This window comes from Streptomyces sp. NPDC037054 (assembly GCF_055606745.1).
Genome location: NZ_JBVJSJ010000015.1, coordinates 33,616 through 56,451 on the forward strand (window position 1 = coordinate 33,616; position 22,836 = coordinate 56,451).

Below are 22,836 nucleotides of genomic sequence, written 5' to 3' on the forward strand. Positions count from 1 at the left end.
AGTCGCACTTCACGCCCGGTCGACAGCGGGAATCCACGCCGGAACGACGGCCCGTTTCCCCCGCACGGAAACGGGCCGCACTTCTCGGCACCCGTGCGACCACGTTGGGAGCAGGAAATGAGAAGGAAACTGGCCACCGCCGCGGGAGCGCTGCTGGCCGTCGCGGCCTCGGTGCTGGCCGCGCCGTCGACCGCCCAGGCGGAGGAGGCCGCCGAAGCGGGGTTCCACGTCAGCGACGGCCGGCTGCTGGACGCGAACGGCAACGACTTCGTGATGCGCGGCGTGAACCACGCGCACACCTGGTACACCTCGCGGACCCCGCAGGCGTTGAAGGACATCAAGGCACTCGGCGCCAACTCCGTGCGCGTCGTGCTCAGTTCCGGCCAGCGCTGGACGAAGAACGACACCGCGGACGTGGCGGCCGTCGTCTCCCAGTGCAAGGCGAACCGGCTCGTGTGCGTCCTGGAGGCACACGACACCACGGGCTACGGCGAGCAGAGCGGCGCGGCCACCCTGGCCCAGGCCGTGGACTACTGGCTCTCGGTCCAGGACGCGGTGAAGGGCCAGGAGAAGTACGTCGTCGTCAACATCGGCAACGAGCCGTACGGCAATACGGGTTACAGCTCGTGGACTTCGGACACGAAGAACGCGATAGCGCGGCTGAGGAACGCCGGATTCGACCACACGATCATGGTGGACGCACCCAACTGGGGCCAGGACTGGTCGTTCACGATGCGGGACAACGCGGAGCAGGTGTTCGCCGCCGACCCCGACCGCAACACCGTGTTCTCGATCCACATGTACGGCGTCTTCGACACGGCGGCCGAGGTGTCGGACTACCTGAACCGGTTCGCCACGAGGAAACTCCCGATCGTCGTAGGGGAGTTCGGCAACGACCACTCGGACGGCAATCCCGACGAGGACGCCATCATGGCCACCACCCAGCGGCTCGGCCTGGGCTACCTGGGCTGGTCCTGGAGCGGCAACGGCGGCGGCGTCGAGTACCTCGACATGGCCACCGGCTTCGACGCCTCGCGGCTCACCCCGTGGGGTCAGCGGATGTTCCACGGGGCCGACGGCATCAAGCAGACGTCCCGTGAGGCGAGCGTCTTCTCCGGCGGCGAGACCCCGACGACCGGCAGCTGCGCCGTCTCCTACCGGGTCAACGACTGGGGCAGCGGCTTCAACGCGGACGTGACCGTGCGCAACACCGGCACCGCCGCGGTGAAGGGCTGGCAGCTCGACTTCGCCTTCGGCGGGGAGCAGACCGTGAGGTCCGCCTGGAACGCCAAGGTCACCCAGACCGGCAAGCAGGTGCGGGCCACGCCCGAGCCATGGACCGAGACCATCCCGGCGGGCGGCTCGGTGAGCTTCGGCTTCAGCGCCTCCTCCGCCGGCGCCAACACCGCCCCGGCGTCCTTCACGCTCAACGGAACGCCCTGCGCCAAGAATTGAGCCCGCGCACAGGGCTGACGACGAAGGGCCGCGCCCCCGACCGGGGCGCGGCCCTTCCGCGTTCCGCCCGCTCCTGTCCGCCCGGCGCTCCTACCCGCCCGGCGTGACGGGCGCCGGCGCCGTGGACCCCCGCGGCGTCAGCGACGGCGTCGGCACCTGGTGGGAGCCGCTGTGCGTGCAGTTGATCACGTCGAACAGGACGCGCGCGACCTCGGCGCCGAACTGGTGCACGTCGTGGCTCATCGCCGACAGCGTGGGGTGCGTGATCCGGCACAGCTGCGAGTCGTCCCACGCCAGCAGGGAGAGGTCGTCGGGGACGGTGAACCCCATCTCGGCGGCGACGCCCGCGCCCGCGACGGCCATGATGTCGTTGTCGTAGACGATCGCCGTGGGCCGGTCGGCCGCGAGCAGCAGCGAGCGGGTGGCGCGGGCGCCCTCCTTCTCGTCGAAGCCGGTCGCGATCTGCCGGGCCTCCTCCAGGCCGAGTTCCCGCGTCGTCGCGGTGAACGCGCGGGCCCGGATGGCGCTGTGGCCGAGGTCCTCCGGTCCGCCGACGCGGGCGATGCGGCGGTGGCCGAGCGCCGCGAGGTAGCGGACGGCCTCGGCGACGGCGGAGGCGTCGTCGGTCCACACCGCCGGGAAGGGCCCGGTCAGGGACGGGTGTCCGACGGCGACGGCGGGCAGCCCGACGGCCTGCAGGGCGGGCACCCGGGGATCGTCCTCGCGGAAGTCCACGAGGATCCCCCCGGCGATCATCCGGCCCCGCCACCAGTCCCGGTACAGGACGATCTCCTCGTCGAGGTCGCGCACGAGGCGCAGCAGCAGCGAGCAGGACCGCTCGGCCAGGACGCTCTCGATGCCGGAGATGAAGTCCATGTAGAAGGGTTCGAGGCCGAGGAGCCGGGCGGGCCGGCACAGCGCGAGGCCGACGGTGTCGACGCGCTGGTTGGAGAGGCTGCGGGCGGTGGCGCTGGGCGCCCAGCCCAGCTCCCGGGCCGCCTCGAAGATCCGCTCTCGGGTGGCCGCCGAGACGCCGGGCTTGTGGTTGAAGGCCAGTGACACCGCGCCCTTGGACACGCCGGCCCGGGCGGCGACGTCCTTGATGGTGACGCGTTCCGTCGGGCCGCTGCTCACGCCGTGTCCACGCAGAAGAGGGCGGACCGGACGTCCTGGAGGTCCACGGGGCCGCCGCCGGTCACCCGGAAACGGGTCCGCTCGCCGGGCAGCAGGGTCCGCGGTCCGCCGTCGCACGCGGCGGCCGGGCCGAGCCGGTCCGCCTGGAGCAGCAGGTCTCTGACGAGGGTACGGGCACTCACCACGACGTCGACTCTATCCCCCTGGCCGGGCACCGGTTCCAGGTCGATGTCGTAGCGCGGAGCCGGGTGGGCGAAGTCCTTGTCGGGGACCGGGAAGTGCAGGGCGCGCAGCCCGTCGCCGTCGGCGACCAGGAACTCCTTCGTGGACCGCTCGGCGGGCACGAGCGCGTCCGGCACCGGGACGCGCACGACGGACCGGGGTGCGGCGGCCACGTCGAGGGTGTGCTCGTGCAGGGTGGTGCCGTCCGCCTCCAGGCGCCGCAGCCGCACCGTGGTGTGCCAGGGCTCGGCGGACTGGTTGACGGCGGCGAGGACGAGGCCGCCGGGGGCGGGCTGGACGGTGAGGAGCCGGTCGGCGTACACCCGCTTCAGCTCGTGGTAGAGCGGCTTGGTGCGGCCGTCGCCGTCGATGGCGGCCCAGGAGGTGACCGGCCAGCAGTCGTTGAGCTGCCACACGATCGTGCCGGCGCAGACCGGCCAGTGGGCGCGCCAGTGCTCGATGCCCGCGGCGACGGCGCGGGCCTGGACGAGCTGGGTCAGGTAGTGCCAGCGGTCGAAGTCGCCGTCGGGGAAGGGGAAATGGCGTTCCAGGCCGCGCCGCAGCTTGCCGTTGCCGTCCTCGGCCTTCTGGTGGTGGAGCATGCCCGGGGAGTCGGGCGCGAGGTCCTCGCCGGGCAGGGCGCGGCGCAGGGTGGCGAGGGCGGGGGGCGCCTGCCAGCCGAACTCGGCGACGAAGCGGGGCACGCTCGCGCGGTACTCGGCGTAGTCCTGCCGGTTCCACACCTCCCAGGAGTGGTGGGTGCCGTGCGCCGGGTCGTTGGGGTGGTGGTCCCAGGAGCCGGACCAGGGGCTGCCGGCGGTGTAGGGGCGGGTGGGGTCGAGTTCGGCGACGACGCGGGGCAGCAGACCGAGGTAGTAGCCCTCGCCCCACGAGTCGCCGGCGAGGGCGGGTTCCCAGTCCCAGTCGCGAAAGCCCCACAGGTTCTCGTTGTTGCCGTTCCACAGCACGAGTGAGGGGTGCGGCATCAGCCGGACAACGTTGTCCCGCGCCTCGGCCTCGACCTCGCCGCGCAGCGGCTGTTCCTCGGGGTAGGCGGAGCAGGCGAAGAGGAAGTCCTGCCAGACCATGAGGCCGAGTTCGTCGCAGGCGTCGTAGAAGGCGTCGTCCTCGTAGATGCCGCCGCCCCACACCCGTACGAGGTCGATGTTGGCCTCGGCGGCCTGGGTGAGGCGGGTGCGGTAGCGCTCGGGGGTGACGCGGGACGGGAAGGCGTCGTCGGGGATCCAGTTGACGCCGCGGGCGAAGATCCGGACGCCGTTGACGACGAGGGTGAAGCCGGTGCCGTGCTCGTCGGCGGAGCGGTCCAGCTCGACGGTGCGGAAGCCGATCCGGCGCCGCCAGGTGTCGAGCGGCTCGCCCTGGCTGTCGGTGAGCGTCAAACCGAGGTCGTACAGGGGCTGTTCGCCGTGGCCGCGCGGCCACCACAGGCCGACGTCGGGCGCGGTCAGGCGGAGCACCACCTCGTCGCCGGTGAAGTGTGCCTGGGCGCGGGTGCCCGCCGCCGTCGCGGAGACGGTGAGGGACCGCCCCTGTCCGCGCGCGGTCCGCTCCACCCGGACGTGGATCTCGACCCGGCCGGTGGTGCCGTCGACGGTGACGAGGGGGCGGACGTCGGCGATGCGGGCCGTGGACCAGTGCTCCAGCCGCGCGGGACGCCAGATGCCGGCGGTGACCAGGGTGGGGCCCCAGTCCCAGCCGAAGTTGCACGCCATCTTGCGGATGTACTGGGAGGGTTCGGGATAGACGTTGGGCCGCTCGCCGGTGACGGCGCGGACGGCGGCGGCCTCGTCGTAGGCGGAGGCGAAGGTGACCTCCAGGTCGCCGTCCAGGCCCGTGACGTCGAAGCGGTAGCGGCGGTGCATGTTGCGGGTCGTGCCGAGCGGCCGGCCGCCGAGGGTGACGGAGGCGGCGGTGTCGAGCCCGTCGAAGACCAGGTCGGTGCGCTCGTGGGCGCTGTCGTGGGCGAGCGGCCGGACGTAGGTCCAGTCGCGGCGCCCCACCCAGGCGACCTCGGTCTCGCCCAGGCCGATGAACGGGTCCTCGATGACCTGGGCCGCGAGCAGGTCGGTGTGGACGCAGCCCGGTACCCGCGCCGGCAGCAGCGCGTCTCCGTGGCGCAGGCTCCAGCCCTCGGTGAGCTGGGTGACGTCCTTCATGGTGCGGCTCCAATCGCCTGACTCAGGCCGGGGTGTTGGACAACGGCGGACAACGTAACCCGCTGACCAGCCCGTGTCCATAAACCGGTCTAGTCAGATGCAGGCTCCACTCATCTCGTGAAGTACCTGCCCAGGCACGGGACTCTTGACGCGCCCGGTAACGATTGGGCATCGTGCTCGAAATCGCGGCTTTACCGGTTCACCAACCGCTGACATAGTGCCGACATCCCACCCGGGGACCCGAGCCGCATTCCTGAAGGAGCTGGGCACATGGGGAAGAAGAAGACGCTCACGGGCACGCTCGTGGCCACCGCCGTCCTGACCGTCGCGGGGTGCAGTGGCCAGGGCGCGGCCTCCGGCGAGACCGCCACGGCGCCCACCGAGCCCGGCGACGTCTCGGGCACGATCAAGGTCCTGACGCACCGCACCGACCTCGTCCAGGACGGGACGATGGACGACTACGCGGCCGCGTTCCGGAAGACCTACCCCAAGGTGAAGGTGGAGTTCGAGGCCCTCACGGACTACGAGGGCGAGGTCAGGATCCGGATGAACACGGAGGACTACGGCGACGTCCTCATGATCCCCGGCGCGGTCGCCAAGAACGACTACCCGAAGTTCTTCGCCCCGCTCGGCTCCAGCGCGGATCTCGGCGGGAAGTACCGGTTCAGCGACAAGACCGAGGTCGGCGGAAAGGTGTACGGCATCGCCCAGTTCGGCACCGCCAACGGCTTCCTCTACAACAAGTCCGTGTGGAAGAAGGCCGGCATCACCGACTGGCCCACCACACCGGCCGAGTTCCTCCAGGACCTGCGCGCGATCAAGTCGAAGACGGACTCGGTGCCGTACTACACGAACTTCAAGGACGGCTGGCCGCTGACCGCCTGGAGCAACAACATCGGCACGGTCAACTGCGACGGCAAGGCGGGCGACAGGCTCGCCGGCGCGGTCTCGCCCTGGAAGGAGGGCGGCGAACTGCGCGTGATCGACTCGCTGTTGCACGACATCGTGAAGGGCGGGCTGTCCGAGAAGGACCCGAGCACCACCAACTGGGAGGCGTCCAAGGGCATGATCGCCCAGGGGAAGATCGCCACCATGCACCTGGGGTCCTGGGCGATCACCCAGATGCGGGCCGCGGCCGAGAAGGCGGGCACCGACCCCGCCGACATCGGGTTCATGCCGTTCCCCACCCAGGAGCACGGCACGTTCTGCGCGACGCTCGGCTCCGACTACCAGCAGGCGGTCAACGTCCACTCGGACCACAAGGCCGCCGCGCGGGCCTGGATCGACTGGTTCACGGAGAAGTCCGGCTACTCCGAGAAGGAGGGCGCCGTGCCGACCCTGAAGTCCGCGCCCATGCCGGAAACCCTCGGAGACTTCGTGGACAACGATGTCAGGTTCGTGGAGCGGTCCGAGGCGAAGACCGGTGAGGTCAACGCGATCGACAACGCGGCCGAGATCGGCCTGAACAAGCAGGACTACCGCCAGAAGCTGGTCGACATCGCACGCGGCGCACAGAAGGGCAGCCTCGACGCCTACCTGGCGGACCTCGACAAGAGGTGGAACGACGCGGCCCGGACCGCCGGCTCCTGACCGTCAGCCGGCCCCGGCCGCGCCGGCCGGCCGGGGCCCACCGCCCGTCGCGCACCCAGCGGACGACGAAAGGCCCGAGATGACCGAGACCACCCCCAAGGCGCCCGCGAAGCCGCGGCGCGGCGCCGCCCCTCCCCACGGGGCTCCGCCCAAAAGGCCCGCCCGGACGGCGAGTTCACCGTCCGGCCCGCTGCTGCGCCGCCTGACGCCCTGGCTGTACCTGGCCGTTCCGCTCACCCTGCTGATCACGTTCACCTACGTCCCGGTGGCGAACATGATCTATTTCAGCTTCACCGACTGGGACGGCGTCAGCCCCGAGCGGAACTTCACCGGCGTCGACAACTACCGCCAGATCTTCACCCGGTCCGAGCTGTTCCGGGTGTTCTTCGTCAGCGTCTACTACCTCGCCGCGTCGGTCGCGCAGATCGCGATCGCGCTGTACTTCGCGACGATCCTCAGCTTCGACCTGCGCTTCCGGAACTTCTTCAAGGGGATCCTCTTCTTCCCCTACCTGATCAACGGCGTCGCGATCGGTTTCGTGTTCCTGTACTTCTTCCAGGACGGCGGCACGCTGGACTCGGTGCTGTCCTGGTTCGGCTCCGACCCGGACCACGCCTGGCTCGGCGACCCGGCCTCGGCCAACACCTCCCTCGCGGGCGTGTCGGTGTGGCGCTTCACGGGCCTGAACTTCGTGCTGTTCCTCGGCGCGATCCAGTCCGTCCCCGGCGAGCTCTACGAGGCGGCGCAGCTGGACGGCGCCACCCGGTGGCAGCAGTTCCGGCACATCATCGCCCCGAGCATCCGGCCGGTGATCGGCCTGAGCGTCATCCTGGCGATCTCCGGGTCCCTGTCCGTCTTCGAGATCCCGTACATCATGACCGGCGGCGCGACCGGCACCTCGACGTTCGTGATCCAGACGGTCAAGCTCGCCTTCCAGTTCAACAAGACGGGTCTGGCCTCGGCCGCCGCCGTCGTGCTGCTCCTGATCATCCTGCTGATCACCTGGATCCAGCGTCGCCTCGTGCCCGACGACAAGGTGGACCTCGTATGACCACGACCGTCTCCGGATCCGCGCCGGCTCCCGCGCGGCGCCGGCCCCGCCTCGCGCCGGCCCTGACCTACCTGTCGCTGGTCCTCGCGTCGCTGGTCGTGCTGGTGCCGCTCGCCGTGGTCTTCCTGACCTCGCTCAAGACCTCGTCCGAGGTGGCCGACGGCGGTGCGCTGTCGCTGCCGGGCGACTGGCTCAACTTCGGCAACTACGCGACCGCGTTCACCGACGGCAAGATGCTCTCGGCGTTCGCCAACACGGCGTTCATCCTGCTGTTCTCGATCACCGGGACCGTGCTGATCGGCTCGATGACGGCGTACGCGGTGGACCGGTTCCGGTTCCGGCTGAAGAAGCCCGTGATGGCGCTGTTCCTGATCGCCACGCTGGTGCCCGGCGTCACCACGCAGGTCGCGACGTTCCAGGTGGTCAACAGCTTCGGCCTGTTCAACAGCCTCTGGGCGCCGATCCTGCTCTACATGGGGACGGACATCGTGTCGATCTACATCTTCCTCCAGTTCGTCCGGGGCATCCCGGTCTCACTGGACGAGGCGGCACGGCTGGACGGCGCCAACTCCCTCACCATCTACTGGAAGATCATCCTGCCGCTGCTGAAGCCCGCGATCGCCACGGTCGTGATCATCAAGGGCATCACGGTCTACAACGACTTCTACATCCCGTTCCTGTACATGCCGGCGGAGGATCTCGGCACCATCTCCACCGCCCTGTTCCGCTTCAAGGGCCCGTTCGGGGCGCACTGGGAGCACATCTCGGCCGGGACCGTGCTGGTGATCGTGCCGACGCTGATCGTCTTCCTGTTCCTCCAGCGGTACATCTACAACGGCTTCGCCCGGGGCGCGACGAAATGAGCCAGTGAGCGCAACCATTCAGCCAACTGGGGTGTCTCATGGCATATCAGCACATCGACGCCCTGGGGGACGCAATGGGACGAAACAGAAAGGCGCTGGCCACGGCCGCGCTCATGACCGCGGCGCTGGCGTTCACCGCCGTTCCGGCCGGAGCCGCACCGGTCGCCGCCACGCAGACCACGGCCTGCCCCACCGGCTGGGGCAGCCTCGCGAAGAAGGGCGCCGCCCACACCTCGGACCCTCTGAAGAACATCAGGACCGGTCGGCACGCCTGCTTCGACCGGATGGTCATCGACGTCCCCGGCGCCGGCCAGGGCGTCGGCTACTGGGTGCGGTACGTCTCCCAGGTGTACCAGGACGGCTCCGGGCGCCCCGTCCCCGTCGCGGGCGGGGCCGTCATCGAGGTCCGGGTCGCCGCTCCCGCCTACGACGAGACGGGCGCGGCGGCGTACCCGGGCCGGGTCGGCCGTCCGCTGCCGGGCGTCGACCTCACCGGGTACCGCACCTTCCGGGACACCCGGTTCGCCGGCAGCTTCGAGGGCGAGACCCAGATCGGCCTCGGCGTCCGGGCCCGGCTGCCGTTCCGGGTGCTGTCGCTGACCGACCGGATCGTGGTGGACGTCGCCCACAACTGGACGGGCGCCCGCTGACGGTCCCGTTCCTGCATCCGGCTCGGGCGTCCGTCCCGGGGCTGCGGCGACTCGACGAGTTCCGCGAGCCGTGCCGGCGGCGCCGCGCGTGTGCCCGTCCCGTTGTCCGGGGCGGGCACACGCATGCCGTCGGGCCACCTCACGGCACGGTTACAAATCGCTCAACCTCTGGTTGCGAAGCGATGATGGAGCGACGATGTGCACATGACTCTGGCCCAGCGCGCCATGGACCAACTCGAGGCCTGGCCCGACCTTTCGGCGGGACCGGCCGGTTGCGGCACAGGGCGGGCACTTCGTACCGCCCGTGCGGAGATCGTCCATTTCCACTCCGACCGCGACGTGGACCTCCATCTCACCCCGCGGGCCATCCAGCGCTTCCACTACGACCTCCAGGGGTCGAGCGCGATCCACCTGGTCCCCGGCTCGCGCTGGGTGACGGTCCACCTGGACTGCGACACGGACGTGGCCCTGCTGATGAGCCTGGTGAGCATCGCGCTGAAGGCCCACCAGACGTCGCCCAGGCCGGAGCAACCCGCCCTGGGCCGCTGCAACTTCCACCGCGTCACGGTGCTCCACCGCGACAGCGTGGGCGGCTGACGGCGGCGCGGTTCGGCTCGGCTCGGTTGCAACGTCCTCGCAACCTCGCCCGTGGTGTGCTGCACGGTGCCGGCCCGACGACGGACCGGTGACCCGGACGCGGCTTCCCTGGGACGGTTGGCATGTACGAGGAGACCCCGCGCGTCGAGCTCACGCCCGCCGCCGCCGAACTGGTGCGCCGGCTGCGCACGACGCACGGCCCGCTGATGTTCCACCAGTCCGGCGGCTGCTGCGACGGCAGCGCCCCGATGTGCTACCAGGCGGGCGAGTTCCGCACGGGCGACTCCGACGTGCTGCTCGCGGAGCTGGAGGTGGAGCAGGTCGAGGAGAGCGTGCCGTTCTGGATGTCGCGCAGCCAGTACGCCGTGTGGAGCCACACCCGGCTGATCGTGGACGTCGTCGAGGGACGCGGCAGCGGCTTCTCCCTGGAGGCACCGGAGGGCGTGCGGTTCCTGATCCGTTCGCGTCTCATCGAGTAGCCGGACTCGAGGGGCTGCTGCCGCTGGGTGGCCTCAATCAGTACCGGGCGGCCACTGCCGGGGCCCGACGCCCGGACGTCGGCGGTGCGCACCGCCGTCGGCGTCGCGGACGGCGGGCGGCACCTGCCGCTGCTCGCGGTGGACGGCTCCCCCGCGTACCGCACGGGACCGACGATCTCCGAAGTCGCCGACACCCTGCGGCGGCTGGGCGCGGACGACGCGTTCGGCCTGGACGGCGGCGGTTCGACGACGCTGGTCGCCCGGGAACCCGGCGCGGCCGGTGTCTCGGTGCGCAACCACCCGAGCGGCGGCACCGGACGCCCGGTCCCGTACGGCATCGGCGTCTTCTCGGCGCCGTGCCCCGGGCGGCCGAACGGCCTCACGGTCTCAGGCTGCTGACGATGTCGGCGGTGGCCGTGAGGCCCTCGTGGATCGTCGGGGCGATGCTCGTGCTGGCCAGGTAGAAGCCGAGCAGCAGGCACACCAGCGCGTGGGAGAGCTTCAGTCCCCCGCTGCGCAGGAAGATCACCGCCAGGATGAACAGCAACAGCACCACAGAGATGGACACGGCCATCGCGAACCTCCTCCGCCGCGTCCGCTTCGCGGCGTTCGGCCGCAAGTGTGGCGTAGCGGAGGGTTCGTCCGTGCGGCTGACCTGTCCTCCGAACGTGTGGTGTTACGCCGGGTCGTGGGCGTCGAGGAAGGCTTCGAGGCCCGCGAGGTCGTCGGTGTTGAGGTGGTCGACGTCCGCGGCGACCAGTTCGGTCCACAGCGCGTCCCGTGCGGGGCCGGGCGTGTCGGGGGTCGCCCAGAACCGCACGCGTTGGCCGCGGGAGTGGGCGGCGCGGACGATGTCGTGCAGCTTCCGGCGTTCGGCGGCCGGGAAGGCGCCGACGCCCCGCCAGGTGAAGTGGTTGTTCCAGTTGTCGCTGATGAGCGGGACGAAGGAGGCGGGCGCGGAGCTGCCGAGGTCGGCGAGCCGGCCGTCGTAGAAGGCGCGGCGGGAGGTCTGCGCCTCCATGGGCGCGCGGGCGGCGCGGTCGCCGGAGATCACGGCGGTGACGGGGCCGGGGAAGACCCGGCCGTGGGCGTAGGTCGTGAACAGGTGCTTGTAGCGGGCGAGATGGCGGTCCAGTTCGAGGTAGGTGGACGCGCCCTCGGTCTTGAGGTCGACGAGCAGCTGGAGCGGCTTGCGGTGGCCGCGGTACACGGACCCGTGGTGGGCGCGGACGCGGGCGGCGAGCGGGTCGAGGTAGAGGGACTCCAGCGTGCGGGCCGGGTCGAGGTCCTCGGGGTCGTGGGCGACGAGGAGTCGGCCGTCGACGAGGTGGATGTCGGCCTCGACACTGCCGAAGCGGTGGTCGAGGGCGTCGAGGAGCGGGCGCGGGTGCTCGTAGTCGTTGTGGGCGTGGGCGCGCCACAACGGGCGCGGGCCGCGGCGGTCTACGCCCGCCGCCGCGCGGCCGGCGGGCAGGGCGACCGTGCCCGCGAGGGCGGCGCCCAGGGTGGTGAGAACTCTGCGTCGGGTGGTGAGGGCCATGGCTGCCTCCCTGGTCGTGCCGTACGGAACCTCTGTGAGTATGAGGTTCCGGGGTGACCAAGGAGCAGTACCGGCACGTGAGTTGGCCGGTCCGACGCCGTGCGTTCACTTCGGCGGCGCGGGGCGCACGGGAAAGCCCGCCCCAGGTGGGACGGGCTTTGCCGGCTTTCGCGCGGTGGGGTCAGGGCGCCTGGAGACCGACCAGTTCGGCCAGTGCCTCGCGGTGGGCGCCCGGCGTGCCGTGGGCGATCGAGTCGGCCTTGGCCCGCTTCAGGTAGAGGTGGGCCGGGTGCTCCCACGTCATGCCGATGCCGCCGTGCAGTTGGACCGCCTCCTCGCCGGCGCGGACCGCGACGGGCGCCGCGCAGGCCTGTGCGACGGCGACGGCCACGTCGGCGTCCTGGCCGGTGGACAGCGCGTCGGCCGCGTTCCGGGCGGCGGCCCGCAGTCCCGCGACGTCCAGCCAGAGCTGGGCGAGCCGGTGCTTGAGCGCCTGGAAGCCGCCGACGGGCCGGTTGAACTGCTTGCGCTCCTTCAGGTAGCGCACGGTCTCGGTCAGCGCCCAGTCGGCGACGCCGAGTTGCTCGGAGGCGAGGAGCCCGGCCCCGGCGCGCAGGGCACGGCGCACGGCGGGTTCGGCGTCGCCGAGGCGGCGGCCCGGGGCACCGTCGAGCGTGACCTTGGCGAGGGGGCGGGTCAGGTCCAGGGACACCTGCGGCGTGACGATCGCGGCGTCGGACTCGACCGCGTACAGGCCGCCGTCGTCGGCGGGTACGAGCAGGACGTCCGCGACGGCCGCGTCCGCGATGCCGGTGAACTCGCCGTGCAGCGTGCCGTTCTCGACGCGCGCGGTCCCGACGGCGGCGCCGGGGGCGACGTGCAGTCCGACGGCCAGGGCGCCGAGGCGCCGTCCGGAGGCCAGTTCGCCGAGCAGTTCGCCCGCCTCGCAGGCCAGCAGCGCCTCGGTGGCGACGACGGCGCTCGTCAGGTACGGCACGGGGGCGACGGCCCGTCCCAGTTCCTCCAGGACGACGGCTGCCTCGCGGTGGGTGGCGCCCTGGCCGCCGAGTTCCTCGGGCACGAGCAGTCCGGCGAGGCCCATGCCCTCGCTGAGGGACTTCCACAGCGCGAGGTCCTGCGGCGTGTCCGACTCGATGCGCGCGATGACGCCCGCCGGGTCGCAGTGGTCGGTGAGCAGGTCGCGGACGGCGGCGCGAAGCGCCTCTTCCTCCTCCGAGTACAGCAGGTCGGGCGTCGTGCTCGTCGTGCTCATCGGGCGAGGTCCTTCCAGGCGACGTCCTTGTCGGTGCGCGGCTCGGCGGGCAGGCCGAGGACGCGCTCGGCGACGATGTTCAGCAGGACCTCGCTGGTCCCGCCCTCGATGCTGTTGCCCTTGGCGCGCAGGTAGCGGTAGCCGGCGTCGCGTCCGGTGAAGTCGACCAGCTCGGGGCGGCGCATGGTCCAGTCGTCGAACAACAGGCCTTCCTCGCCGCGCAGTTCGACCTCCAGGCCGCTGATCTCCTGGTTGAGGCGGGCGAAGGCGAGCTTCATGCCGGCGCCCTCGGGGCCGGGCTGTCCGGCGGCGAGCTGCTGGCGCAGGCGTTCGCCGGTGAGGCGGACGACCTCGGCGTCGACCCAGAGCTTCAGCAGCCGCTGGTGCAGGTCGTGGGTGCGCACCTCGGGGCGCTCCCGCCAGGTCTTCGCGGCCGGGCCGATCATGCCGCCCTCGCGGGGGAGCCGCATGCCGCCGATGGCGACGCGTTCGTTGTTCAGCGTGGTCTGCGCGACGCGCCAGCCGTCGCCGACGTCGCCGAGGCGGTGGGCGTCGGGGATGCGGACGTCGGTGAGGAAGACCTCGTTGAACTCGGCCTCGCCGGTGATCTGGCGCAGCGGCCGGACCTCGACGCCGGGGTCGGTCATGTCGCAGACGAAGTAGGTGATGCCCCGGTGCTTGGGCACGTCCGGGTCGGTGCGGGCGATGAGGATGGCCCAGCGGGAGTTGTGCGCGCCGGACGTCCACACCTTCTGGCCGTTGACCACCCACGTGTCGCCCTCGCGGACCGCGCGCGTGCCGAGCGCGGCGAGGTCGGAGCCGGCGCCGGGCTCGCTGAACAGCTGGCACCACACCTCCTCACCGGTCCACAGGGGCCGCAGGAAGGCGCGCTTCTGCTCGTCGGTGCCGTAGCGCAGGATGGTCGGCGCTGCCATGCCGAGGCCGATGCCGTTGCGGCGCGGGGCATTGTCGGGGGCGTCCGCGGCCTCCAACTCGGCGTCCACGACGGCCTGGAGGGAGCGGTCCGTGCCGAGGCCGCCGAGGCCCTCGGGGAAGTGCACCCAGGCGAGTCCTGCGTCGAAGCGGGCCCGCAGGAAGTCGAGGCGGTCGGTGCCGGCGGGCGGGTGCGCGGCCAGGAACTCCCGGGTGCGGCGGCGCAGTTCGGCGGCGTCGGTCATGCTGCCCCCTCCGTGACGACGGCGATCCGGCCGGTGGTGAGGCCGTCGGCGACCTTCTGCACGGCGGCGGCGGCACCGTCCAGCGCGACGCGCTCGCTGACCAGCGGCTTGATCGCGCCCCGCGCGGCCAGCTCGGTGAGCTGCTCGTGGCAGCGCAGGACCAGCTTGGGGTTCTTGGTGTTGTAGAGGCCCCAGTGCAGGCCCATGATCGAGTAGTTCTTCACCAGGGCGTGGTTGAGGCCCGGGCTGGGGATGGCGCCGCTCGCGAAGCCGACGACCACGATCCGGCCCTCGAAGGCGACGAGCTTGGCGGACTGGGCGTAGGCCTCGCCGCCGACGGGGTCGTAGATCACGTCCGCGCCCCGGCCGCCGGTGGCCTCCTTGACGGCGGCGACGACGTCCTCGGCGCGCCGGTCCACGACGACGTCGCAGCCCAGCTCGCGGGCCACGGCGGCCTTCTCTGCGCCGCCCACGACGCCGATGACCGTGGCGCCGGCCGCCTTGCCGAGCTGCACGGCCGCGCTGCCGACCCCTCCGGCGGCGGCGTGCACGAGCAGCGTCTCGCCGGCCTCCAGACCGGCCCGGCGGTGCAGGCCGAACCAGCCCGTCTGGTAGCCGATGTGCAGCGCGGCGGCCTCGGCGTCGTCCAGCGCGTCCGGGGCGGGCAGCAGGGCGGCGGCGTCCGCGACGGCGTACTCGGCGAAACCGCCGTGCGGCAGCACGGGGTTGGCGATCACGCGGCGGCCGCCCTCGGTCTCGCCGCAGATCTCCACGCCCGGCGTGAACGGCAGCGGGGGCCGGACCTGGTAGTGGCCCCGGCACAGCAGGGCGTCCGGGAAATTGACGTTGGCGGCGCGCACCCTGAGCAGGACCTGGCCGTCGCCCGGCGTCGGCGGCGCCACGTCCGCCAGGCGCATCACCTCGCTCGGCTCGCCGTTCTCGTGCACTTGCCATGCCTGCATGCGGGGCCTCCACGTCGACTGCGTCGTCCGACCGGTCCACCGCATACTAAGCGGTCGCTTGCCGATCAGGGAACAGTCTCGTGCGTCACGCCGCCCCTGTCACGCCCTGTCACGCCTTGCTGGGGCGGGCCCGGACGTGCATCCGCTCGCCCTGCGGCCCGAAGAGGCTCAGGAACTCCACCGGCCCCTCCCCCGTCGACCCGAACCAGTGCGGCACACGCGTGTCGAACTCGGCGGCCTCCCCGGCCGTGAGCACCACGTCGTGCTCGCCGAGCACCAGCCGGAGCTTGCCGGACAGCACGTACATCCACTCGTAGCCCTCGTGGGTGCGGGGGTCGGGCTCGGCCCGGCGGGCCGGTTCGAGCACCTTGTAGGCCTGGAGCCCGCCGGGCTGGCGGGTGAGGGGCCAGTGGGTGCGGCCGTGGTGCACGATCGGCTTGGCCCGCACGCGCGGATCGCCGACCGGCGGGGCGCCGACCAGTTCGTCCAGCGGCACCTGGTGCGCCTGCGCGATCGGCAGCAGCAGCTCCAGGCTGGGTTTGCGCAGCCCGGACTCCAGCCGCGACAGGGTGCTCACCGAGATGCCGGTCGCCTCGGACAGCCCGGCGAGCGTGGCGCCGCGCTCCTTGCGGATGCGGCGCAGGCGGGGCCCGACGGCCGCGAGGACGTCTTCCGTCTCGTCTGTCATCCGGCCATTGCAGTTTCGGCAAACGCATTTGTCAATCCTTCGCCGGTCGGCGACCGTCGGTGGTGGAGGTGGTCACCGTGACCGAGAAGCAGAACGAGTACGGCGAGCACGGCGACGCGTACGACGGCGTGTACGACGCGGTCGTCGTCGGGGGCGGCGCGGCGGGGCTGTCGGCCGCGCTGGTGCTGGGCCGGGCCCGGCTGCGGGCGCTGGTCGTCGACGCGGGCGAGCCGCGCAACGCGCCGGCGGCCCACATGCAGGGGTTCCTGTCGCGGGACGGCATGCCGCCCGCCGAGTTCCTGGCCGCCGGACGGGAGGAGATCGCCCGGTACGGGGTGGAGCTGGTCCGGGACCGGGCGGTGGACGTCACCCGCGCGGGGGACGCCGGAGGTGTGGGGGACGCCGGAGGTGTGGGGGACTTCGTGGTGGCCCTCGCCTCGGGCCGGACGGTGCGGGCGGGGCGGCTGGTGGTGGCCACCGGTCTGAAGGACGAACTGCCGGAGGTGCCCGGGGTGGCCGAGCGGTTCGGCAGGGACGTGCTGCACTGCCCGTTCTGCCACGGCTGGGAAGTGCGCGACGAGGCGTTCGGCGTGCTGGCCCGCGGTGTGCAGAGCGTGCACCAGGCGCTGATCGTGTCCCAGTGGTCGAAGGACGTGACGTTCTTCCTGCACGAGGTCGCCGAGGAGGAGCTGTCCGACCAGGACCTGCGCCGCCTCGCCGCGGCCGGGGTGAAGGTCGTGCCCGGTGAGGTCGCCGGTCTCGTGGTCGAGGCCGACCGGCTCACCGGGGTGCGGCTCGCGGACGGCACGACGCACGACCGCTCGGTGCTGTTCGTCGCCCCGCGCGCGGTGCCGCGGACCGGGCTCCTGGAGCGGCTGGGCGCGGAGCTGAACGAGACCCCGTTCGGGGCGTACCCGGTCGTCGACGCGACGGGCCTGACCACGGTGCCCGGCGTGTGGGCCGCCGGCAACGCGATCGGCTTCGCGGAGCAGGTGATCCACGCGGCGAGCGGCGGCTACCGCGCGGCGTCGGCGATCGTGGGCGACCTGGTGATGTCCCGCCTGGACGCGGACCCGTCACGGGGCTAGACGGACCTGTCGCAGCCCCGGGCCGGCCCGTCAGGGCCGGGCAGACTCTCGCGGACCAGGCGCGCTCTCGTGGAGCCGGGTGGGCTCTCGTGGAGCCGGGTGGGCCCTCGGCCGGAGTCGGCGCACCGCTCGTGGGGCGGCGGGCCTCCCCCGGGCCGGCGGGGCTCCGCGCAGCGTCCGCGGGTGTGGAGGCGGCGCCTCCGGTGCACTCTGAGGGCATGTTGCTGACCCGGCTGGCCGACGTGTCCCGGGAGGTCGCCGCCACCTCGGCGCGGTCCCGGAAGATCGCCCTGCTCGCGGAGCTGTTCCGGGAGGCGGAACCCGACGACGTGCCCGTCGTCATCCCGTATCTGGCGGGACGCCTGCCGCAGGGGCGGCTCGGCGTCGGATGGAAGGTGCTGAGCCGACGGGTGGACCCCGCGCCCGAGCCGGGGCTGTCCGTGCGGGAGGTGGACGCGCTGCTCACCGCGATCGGCGCGGTGTCCGGCGCCGGTTCGCAGGCGGAGCGGGCCCGGCTGGTGGGCGAGCTGATGGGCGCCGCGACCGAGGACGAGCAGCGGTTCCTCGTCGGGCTGCTCACCGGCGAGGTGCGGCAGGGCGCCTTGGACGCCGTCGCGGTCGAAGGGCTGGCGCGGGCGGCCGGGGTGCCGGCGGCGGATGTGCGGCGGGCGGTCATGCTGGCGGGCTCGCTGCCGGCCGTGGCCGAGGCGCTGCTCGCGGACGGACCGGCGGCGCTGGAGCGGTTCCGGCTCACCGTCGGCCGCCCGGTGCTGCCGATGCTGGCGCACTCCGCGTCCTCGGTCGCCGAGGCCGTGGGCAAACTGGGCGCCTGCGCGGTCGAGGAGAAGCTCGACGGCATCCGCGTGCAGGTGCACCGGGACGGCGACAGCGTGCGGATCCACACCCGCACCCTCGACGACATCACGGACCGGCTGCCCGAGGTGCGGGCCGCGGCGCTGGAGCTGCGGGGCGAGCGGTTCATCCTGGACGGCGAGGTCATCTCCTTCGACGCGGGCGGCAGGCCACGCTCGTTCCAGGAGACCGCCGGGCGCGTCGGCTCGCGCGTGGACGTGGCCACGGCGGCCCGCCAGGTCCCGGTCTCCCCCGTCTTCTTCGACGCGCTGTCCGTCGACGGCCGCGACCTGCTCGACCTGCCGCTGACCGACCGGCACGCCGAGCTGGCACGGCTGGTGCCGGAGCCGATGCGGGTGCGCCGCGCCCTCGTCTCCGGCGCCGAGGACGTGGGCGCGGCCGAGGAGTTCCTCGCCGAGACCCTGGCACGCGGCCACGAGGGCGTCGTCGTCAAGGGCCTCGACGCCGCCTACAGCGCGGGCCGGCGCGGCGCGTCCTGGCTGAAGGTCAAGCCCGTGCACACCCTCGACCTGGTCGTCCTGGCCGTCGAGCGGGGCCACGGCCGCCGCACCGGCAAGCTCTCCAACCTGCACCTGGGCGCCCGCACCGCCGACGGCGGCTTCGCGATGCTCGGCAAGACCTTCAAGGGCATGACGGACGCGATGCTCACCTGGCAGACGGAGAAACTGCGGGAACTGGCCGTCGAGGACGACGGCTGGGTGGTCACCGTCCGCCCCGAACTCGTCGTCGAGATCGCCTACGACGGCCTGCAGCGCTCCACCCGCTACCCGGCCGGCGTCACCCTCCGCTTCGCCCGCGTGGTCCGCTACCGCGAGGACAAGCGCCCGGAGCAGGCCGACACGGTGGAGTCGCTGCTCGCGGCACACCCCGAGGTCCGGCCGTGACGGGCGCCCGCAGCGCCGGTCTGCTGTTGTTCCGGCACACCTCCGACGGCCTGGAGGTGCTGCTGGGCCACATGGGCGGCCCGTTCTTCGCCCGCAAGGACGCCGGGGCGTGGACGGTCCCCAAGGGCGAGTACGACCCGGCCGAACCGGCCTGGGACGCGGCGCGCCGCGAGTTCCGGGAGGAGCTGGGCGTGCCGCCGCCCGACGGGGAGGCGATCCCCCTCGGCGAGGTCCGCCAGCGCGGCGGCAAGACTGTCACCGTCTGGGCGGTCGAGGCCGACCTGGACCCGGCGGCGGTGGTGCCCGGCACGTTCACCATGCAGTGGCCGCCGCGCTCGGGCCGGACCCAGGAGTTCCCCGAACTGGACCGGGTGGCCTGGCTCGGCCTGGAACGGGCGCGCGCGCTGATCGTCACGGCGCAGACCGCGTTTCTCGACCGCCTCGCGGAGCACTCGCCGTAGGGGGCGCCTGACGCCCCCTTGCAGCCCGCACCGCGTTGCGCGCTCCCCTGCCGCACGCGAAGGTCGGAACACGGTTCGCTCCCAGGGAGGTCGGTCATGCCCATCGCTACGGTGAATCCGGCGAACGGCGAGACGCTCAGGACGTACGAGGCCATGGGCGAGGAGGAGATCGAGCGCCGGCTCCAGCTCGCCGAGGCCACTTTCCGCACGTATCGCACGACGGGCTTCGACGAACGCGCCCGCCTGCTGCGGCAGGCGGCGGACCTCCTGGAGAAGGACCAGCAGGACCTCGGGCGGCTGATCACGACCGAGATGGGCAAGCCGGTCAAGCAGGCCCGCGCCGAGGTCGCCAAGTGCGCCAAGGCGATGCGCTGGTACGCCGACCACGCGGCCGAGCTGCTCGCCGACGAGCAGCCCTCCGACACGGACGTGCGGGACTCGGGCGCCGCCCGGGTGCGGGTGCGCTACCGGCCGCTGGGCCCGGTGCTCGCGGTGATGCCGTGGAACTTCCCTCTCTGGCAGGTGATCCGGTTCGCCGCCCCGGCGCTGATGGCGGGCAACGTGGGCCTGCTCAAGCACGCCTCGAACGTCCCGCAGACCGCCCTCTATTTGGAGGACCTGTTCCACCGGGCGGGCTTCCCGGAGGGCTGCTTCCAGACGCTGCTGATCGGCTCGGCGGCCGTCGACGACATCCTCCGCGACGAGCGCGTGAAGGCCGCCACCCTCACCGGCAGCGAGCCCGCGGGCCGGGCGGTCGCCTCCACCGCCGGGGAGATGATCAAGAAGACGGTGCTGGAGCTCGGCGGCAGCGACCCGTTCGTCGTGATGCCGTCCGCGGACCTCGACCGGGCCGCCGAGGTCGCGGTGAACGCGCGCGTGCAGAACACCGGGCAGTCGTGCATCGCCGCCAAGCGGTTCATCGTGCACAGCGACGTCTACGACGCGTTCGCCGAGCGGTTCGTCGCGGGCATGAGGGCCCTCAAGGTCGGCGACCCGGCGGACGAGGACACCGAGGTCGGGCCGCTGTCCAGCGAGCGGGGCCGCGCCGACCTGGAGGAACTCGTCGACGACGCGGTGCGCGCCGGCGCGCGGGTGCTGTGCGGCGGCGAACGTCCCGAGGGGCCGGGCTGGTACTACCCGCCGACCGTCCTCGCGGGCATCACGCGCGAGATGCGCATCCACCGCGAGGAGGCCTTCGGCCCGGTCGCCACGCTGTACCGCGCGGCCGACCTGGACGAGGCCGTGCTGATCGCCAACGACACGCCGTTCGGACTGAGTTCCAACGTCTGGACGCGCGACGACGCCGACGTGGACCGGTTCGTCCGGGACCTGGAGGCCGGCAGCGTCTACGTCAACGGGATGACGGCCTCCCACCCGGCGTTCCCCTTCGGCGGGGTGAAGCGGTCCGGGTACGGGCGTGAGCTGTCCGGACACGGAATCCGGGAGTTCTGCAACATCACCACCGTATGGCACGGAGCGTGAGCGTTCCGCGGCTACGATCCTTTTTGTGAACCGCGAAGTGACTCTGCCTCTGATCGTCGACGACCGCGGTACCTTGCAGGTGGCCGCCAGCGACGTGAGCAAGCTGCTGCGCACGGTGGGCGGCCGGTGGCTGCGTCTGGTGGAGGCCGGCGAGGAGGGGCTCGACGAGGACACGGTGGCCGCCCTCACGATCGAGCTCGCGAAGCTCGCCGACCGCATCGACGTGGCCTGCATCGCGCACAGCAGCGGCACCACGCCCTAGGGACTGCCGGCGGTCTCCCCCAGCGTCGACCAGAACAGCGCCTCGTAGTGCTGCAGCAGCCTGCCGTAGCGGTGCGCCAGACGTTCGTCCAGGCGGCCCGTGTCCAGTCCCTCCCCCACCGCCTCCGCCGCCTGCCGGTCCAGCTCGGGCGACGGTTCGGCGAAGAAGTCGAAGAAGGCGCAGCTCTCGTCGCTGAGGCCGTAGTGCTCGCGCAGGGCCGCCGCGATGGTGGCGCAGTAGCCGCCCCAGGCGGAGAAGTTGGCGGTCAGCGCCAGGACGACGTCGGCCGGTGAGCCGTTCAGGGCGAGCCAGGCGACGTACGCCGGGTAGGCCTGGCAGCCCGGCAGCGGTTCGTGGCGGCGGGCCCGCTCCTCGTCCACTCCGCAGGCGGCCGCGAAGGCCGTCAGCCGCTCCCCCGCCAGCGCCTCGCCCTCGGCCAGCGTCGTGAAGAAGGCGGCGACCTCCGGTGCGTCGGCGCAGCGCCGCGCCAGGTGCAGGAACGCGCGGCGGTCCGCGGCGATCACCCCGTACTGCTCCAGGGCGAGGGCCGCGAGCGTGGTCGACCGGCCGGCCTCGCCCCGGGCGATCCGCGCGACGAGCGCGTTCGCCGCGGGGTCGGGCGCCAGTGCGCGGGTGGTGGTCTCCAGTAACTGCCGGGCCGTACGCGTCATCGGGGCCTCCCTGGGGCCGGGTGCGGACTGCCGCTCTCGACTCTGGCACATGCCCCCGGTATGGAGTAGTCCGGCGCGAGATCGTCGCCCCGGCGGGTGATCGTGGAGTCGACCCTCTCCGAGACCCACCCCTTCCGGAACCGGGGGCGAAGGGGCCCTGGGAAACGCGAAAGCAGGCACGGTTCATGGCGACGTTGTGCAGACCCTCGGTGTCCGTTCCCGAGTATGTGATCACTATGGAGGAGACGCTGGAGCTGGCCCGCTCCCGTCACGCCGACCACCCCCAACTCCCCCTCGCCCTGCGGCTGATCGAGAACACCGGTGTCCGCACACGGCACATCGTGCAGCCCATCGAGGAGACCCTCAAGCACCCCGGCTTCGAGGAGCGCAACAAGCTCTACGAGTCGGAGGCCAAGGCCCGGGTCCCGGCGGTCGTGCAGCGCGCGCTCGACGACGCGGAGCTGCTCACCACCGACATCGACGTGATCATCTACGTGTCGTGCACGGGCTTCATGATGCCGTCGCTCACGGCCTGGCTGATCAACTCCATGGGCTTCGACAGCACCACCCGGCAGATACCCATGGCCCAGCTGGGCTGCGCCGCGGGAGGCGCCGCGATCAACCGGGCGCACGACTTCTGCACCGCGTATCCGGACGCCAACGCGCTGATCGTCGCCTGCGAGTTCTGCTCGCTGTGCTACCAGCCCACCGATGTCGGCGTCGGATCGCTGCTGTCCAACGGCCTGTTCGGGGACGGCATCGCCTCCGCCGTCGTCCGCGGCCGGGGCGGCGAGGGCGTCCGGCTGGAGCGCAACGGCTCGTACCTGATCCCGAAGACCGAGGAGTGGATCATGTACGACGTCCGTGCGACCGGCTTCCACTTCCTGCTGGACAAGCGGGTGCCCGCCACCATGGAGCCGCTCGCGCCGGCGCTCAGGGACCTGGCGGCGGCGCACGACTGGGACGCGTCCGACCTGGACTTCTACATCGTGCACGCCGGTGGGCCGCGCATCCTGGACGACCTCAGCACGTTCCTGGAGGTCGACCCGCACGCGTTCCGGTTCAGCCGGGCGACGCTCACCGAGTACGGCAACATCGCCAGCGCCGTCGTCCTGGACGCGCTGCGGCGGCTGTTCGACGACGGCGGCGCCGAGCACATGGCGCGGGGACTGCTGGCCGGGTTCGGGCCCGGCATCACCGCGGAGATGGCGCTGGGCCGCTGGCACCGCGACGACGAGAGGGCGGCGTGACGACCC

General features: G+C 72.3%; 22 protein-coding genes and 1 pseudogene. 14 read left to right on the forward strand and 9 right to left on the reverse strand.

The genetic code is table 11. The features are described from left to right. Positions 1 to 117: 117 nt before the first annotated feature. The gene (locus ACZ7D7_RS29485) at positions 118 to 1,455 is read left to right on the forward strand and encodes a cellulase family glycosylhydrolase (protein WP_470828237.1); all 1,338 of its coding nucleotides are present in this window, start codon (positions 118 to 120) and stop codon (positions 1,453 to 1,455) included. A gap of 90 nt (positions 1,456 to 1,545) precedes the next feature. Here ACZ7D7_RS29485 and ACZ7D7_RS29490 read toward each other — a convergent pair whose 3' ends face one another. Further along, entirely contained in the window at positions 1,546 to 2,589 is a 1,044-nt protein-coding gene (locus tag ACZ7D7_RS29490) for a LacI family DNA-binding transcriptional regulator (protein WP_470828238.1), read from the reverse strand. Next, entirely contained in the window at positions 2,586 to 4,988 is a 2,403-nt protein-coding gene (locus ACZ7D7_RS29495) for a glycoside hydrolase family 2 protein (protein ID WP_470828240.1), read from the reverse strand. The genes ACZ7D7_RS29490 and ACZ7D7_RS29495 overlap by 4 nt, the downstream gene beginning before the upstream one ends. Positions 4,989 to 5,258: 270 nt before the next feature. Here ACZ7D7_RS29495 and ACZ7D7_RS29500 point away from each other — a divergent pair, with 270 nt between their 5' ends. The 7 genes and pseudogenes from ACZ7D7_RS29500 to ACZ7D7_RS29530 all read left to right on the forward strand — a co-directional run. Next, entirely contained in the window at positions 5,259 to 6,578 is a 1,320-nt protein-coding gene (locus ACZ7D7_RS29500) for an ABC transporter substrate-binding protein (RefSeq protein WP_470828242.1), read from the forward strand. Positions 6,579 to 6,657: 79 nt separating this feature from the next. After that, complete coding sequence (locus ACZ7D7_RS29505) at positions 6,658 to 7,629, forward strand: carbohydrate ABC transporter permease (protein ID WP_470828243.1); 972 nt, start codon at positions 6,658 to 6,660, stop codon at positions 7,627 to 7,629. Further along, positions 7,626 to 8,492, forward strand: a complete 867-nt coding sequence (locus ACZ7D7_RS29510; RefSeq protein ID WP_470828245.1) for a carbohydrate ABC transporter permease — start codon at positions 7,626 to 7,628, stop codon at positions 8,490 to 8,492. Before ACZ7D7_RS29505 ends, ACZ7D7_RS29510 begins: the two co-directional genes overlap by 4 nt. A 74-nt stretch (positions 8,493 to 8,566) precedes the next feature. After that, the gene (locus ACZ7D7_RS29515) at positions 8,567 to 9,142 is read left to right on the forward strand and encodes an AMIN-like domain-containing (lipo)protein (RefSeq protein WP_470828246.1); all 576 of its coding nucleotides are present in this window, start codon (positions 8,567 to 8,569) and stop codon (positions 9,140 to 9,142) included. A gap of 204 nt (positions 9,143 to 9,346) precedes the next feature. Beyond that, a complete protein-coding gene (locus ACZ7D7_RS29520) occupies positions 9,347 to 9,739 on the forward strand; it encodes a luciferase domain-containing protein (protein ID WP_470828248.1) in 393 nt (130 codons plus the stop codon). 122 nt (positions 9,740 to 9,861) lie between these two features. Beyond that, the gene (locus ACZ7D7_RS29525; RefSeq protein WP_470828249.1) at positions 9,862 to 10,218 is read left to right on the forward strand and encodes a DUF779 domain-containing protein; all 357 of its coding nucleotides are present in this window, start codon (positions 9,862 to 9,864) and stop codon (positions 10,216 to 10,218) included. A 45-nt stretch (positions 10,219 to 10,263) separates the two neighbouring features. After that, positions 10,264 to 10,617, forward strand: a pseudogene (locus ACZ7D7_RS29530) (phosphodiester glycosidase family protein); the annotation flags it as partial. Here ACZ7D7_RS29530 and ACZ7D7_RS29535 read toward each other — a convergent pair. From ACZ7D7_RS29535 to ACZ7D7_RS29560, 6 genes are all read right to left on the reverse strand, one after another. Next, positions 10,598 to 10,792, reverse strand: a complete 195-nt coding sequence (locus tag ACZ7D7_RS29535; protein WP_470828250.1) for a hypothetical protein — start codon at positions 10,790 to 10,792, stop codon at positions 10,598 to 10,600. The pseudogene ACZ7D7_RS29530 and the gene ACZ7D7_RS29535 sit on opposite strands and share 20 nt — an antisense overlap. A gap of 102 nt (positions 10,793 to 10,894) precedes the next feature. Then, complete coding sequence (locus ACZ7D7_RS29540) at positions 10,895 to 11,758, reverse strand: phosphatidylinositol-specific phospholipase C/glycerophosphodiester phosphodiesterase family protein (protein ID WP_470828252.1); 864 nt, start codon at positions 11,756 to 11,758, stop codon at positions 10,895 to 10,897. 181 nt (positions 11,759 to 11,939) lie between these two features. Then, positions 11,940 to 13,031 (reverse strand): acyl-CoA dehydrogenase family protein, encoded by a 1,092-nt coding sequence (locus tag ACZ7D7_RS29545; protein ID WP_470828254.1) that lies wholly within the window; start codon positions 13,029 to 13,031, stop codon positions 11,940 to 11,942. Then, positions 13,028 to 14,209, reverse strand: a complete 1,182-nt coding sequence (locus ACZ7D7_RS29550) for an acyl-CoA dehydrogenase family protein (protein ID WP_470828256.1) — start codon at positions 14,207 to 14,209, stop codon at positions 13,028 to 13,030. Before ACZ7D7_RS29550 ends, ACZ7D7_RS29545 begins: the two co-directional genes overlap by 4 nt. Then, positions 14,206 to 15,171: an NADPH:quinone oxidoreductase family protein gene (locus ACZ7D7_RS29555; RefSeq protein ID WP_470828257.1), complete on the reverse strand. Its 966-nt coding sequence runs from the start codon at positions 15,169 to 15,171 to the stop codon at positions 14,206 to 14,208. Before ACZ7D7_RS29555 ends, ACZ7D7_RS29550 begins: the two co-directional genes overlap by 4 nt. 109 nt (positions 15,172 to 15,280) lie before the next feature. Next, positions 15,281 to 15,859, reverse strand: coding sequence for a helix-turn-helix domain-containing protein (locus ACZ7D7_RS29560; protein ID WP_470828259.1), 579 nt, complete (start codon positions 15,857 to 15,859; stop codon positions 15,281 to 15,283). 62 nt (positions 15,860 to 15,921) lie between these two features. Between ACZ7D7_RS29560 and ACZ7D7_RS29565 the strand changes: the two genes are divergently transcribed. From ACZ7D7_RS29565 to ACZ7D7_RS29585, 5 genes are all read left to right on the forward strand, one after another. Beyond that, positions 15,922 to 16,947 carry an NAD(P)/FAD-dependent oxidoreductase gene (locus ACZ7D7_RS29565; RefSeq protein WP_470828260.1) on the forward strand — a complete coding sequence of 342 codons (1,026 nt, stop codon included), beginning with the start codon at positions 15,922 to 15,924 and terminating at the stop codon, positions 16,945 to 16,947. A gap of 218 nt (positions 16,948 to 17,165) precedes the next feature. Continuing rightward, complete coding sequence (locus ACZ7D7_RS29570; RefSeq protein WP_470828261.1) at positions 17,166 to 18,704, forward strand: ATP-dependent DNA ligase; 1,539 nt, start codon at positions 17,166 to 17,168, stop codon at positions 18,702 to 18,704. Beyond that, positions 18,701 to 19,165, forward strand: coding sequence for an NUDIX hydrolase (locus ACZ7D7_RS29575; protein WP_470828263.1), 465 nt, complete (start codon positions 18,701 to 18,703; stop codon positions 19,163 to 19,165). Before ACZ7D7_RS29570 ends, ACZ7D7_RS29575 begins: the two co-directional genes overlap by 4 nt. Before the next feature lie 96 nt (positions 19,166 to 19,261). After that, the gene (locus ACZ7D7_RS29580; protein WP_470828264.1) at positions 19,262 to 20,647 is read left to right on the forward strand and encodes an NADP-dependent succinic semialdehyde dehydrogenase; all 1,386 of its coding nucleotides are present in this window, start codon (positions 19,262 to 19,264) and stop codon (positions 20,645 to 20,647) included. Positions 20,648 to 20,672: 25 nt separating this feature from the next. Then, positions 20,673 to 20,909: a DUF6213 family protein gene (locus tag ACZ7D7_RS29585; RefSeq protein WP_279547632.1), complete on the forward strand. Its 237-nt coding sequence runs from the start codon at positions 20,673 to 20,675 to the stop codon at positions 20,907 to 20,909. Here the strand turns inward: ACZ7D7_RS29585 and ACZ7D7_RS29590 are convergent. Further along, complete coding sequence (locus ACZ7D7_RS29590) at positions 20,906 to 21,580, reverse strand: thiaminase II/PqqC family protein (RefSeq protein WP_470828266.1); 675 nt, start codon at positions 21,578 to 21,580, stop codon at positions 20,906 to 20,908. The genes ACZ7D7_RS29585 and ACZ7D7_RS29590 overlap by 4 nt on opposite strands. A gap of 185 nt (positions 21,581 to 21,765) precedes the next feature. Between ACZ7D7_RS29590 and ACZ7D7_RS29595 the strand changes: the two genes are divergently transcribed. Further along, positions 21,766 to 22,830, forward strand: a complete 1,065-nt coding sequence (locus ACZ7D7_RS29595; RefSeq protein WP_470828268.1) for a type III polyketide synthase — start codon at positions 21,766 to 21,768, stop codon at positions 22,828 to 22,830. Positions 22,831 to 22,836 lie beyond the last annotated feature (6 nt).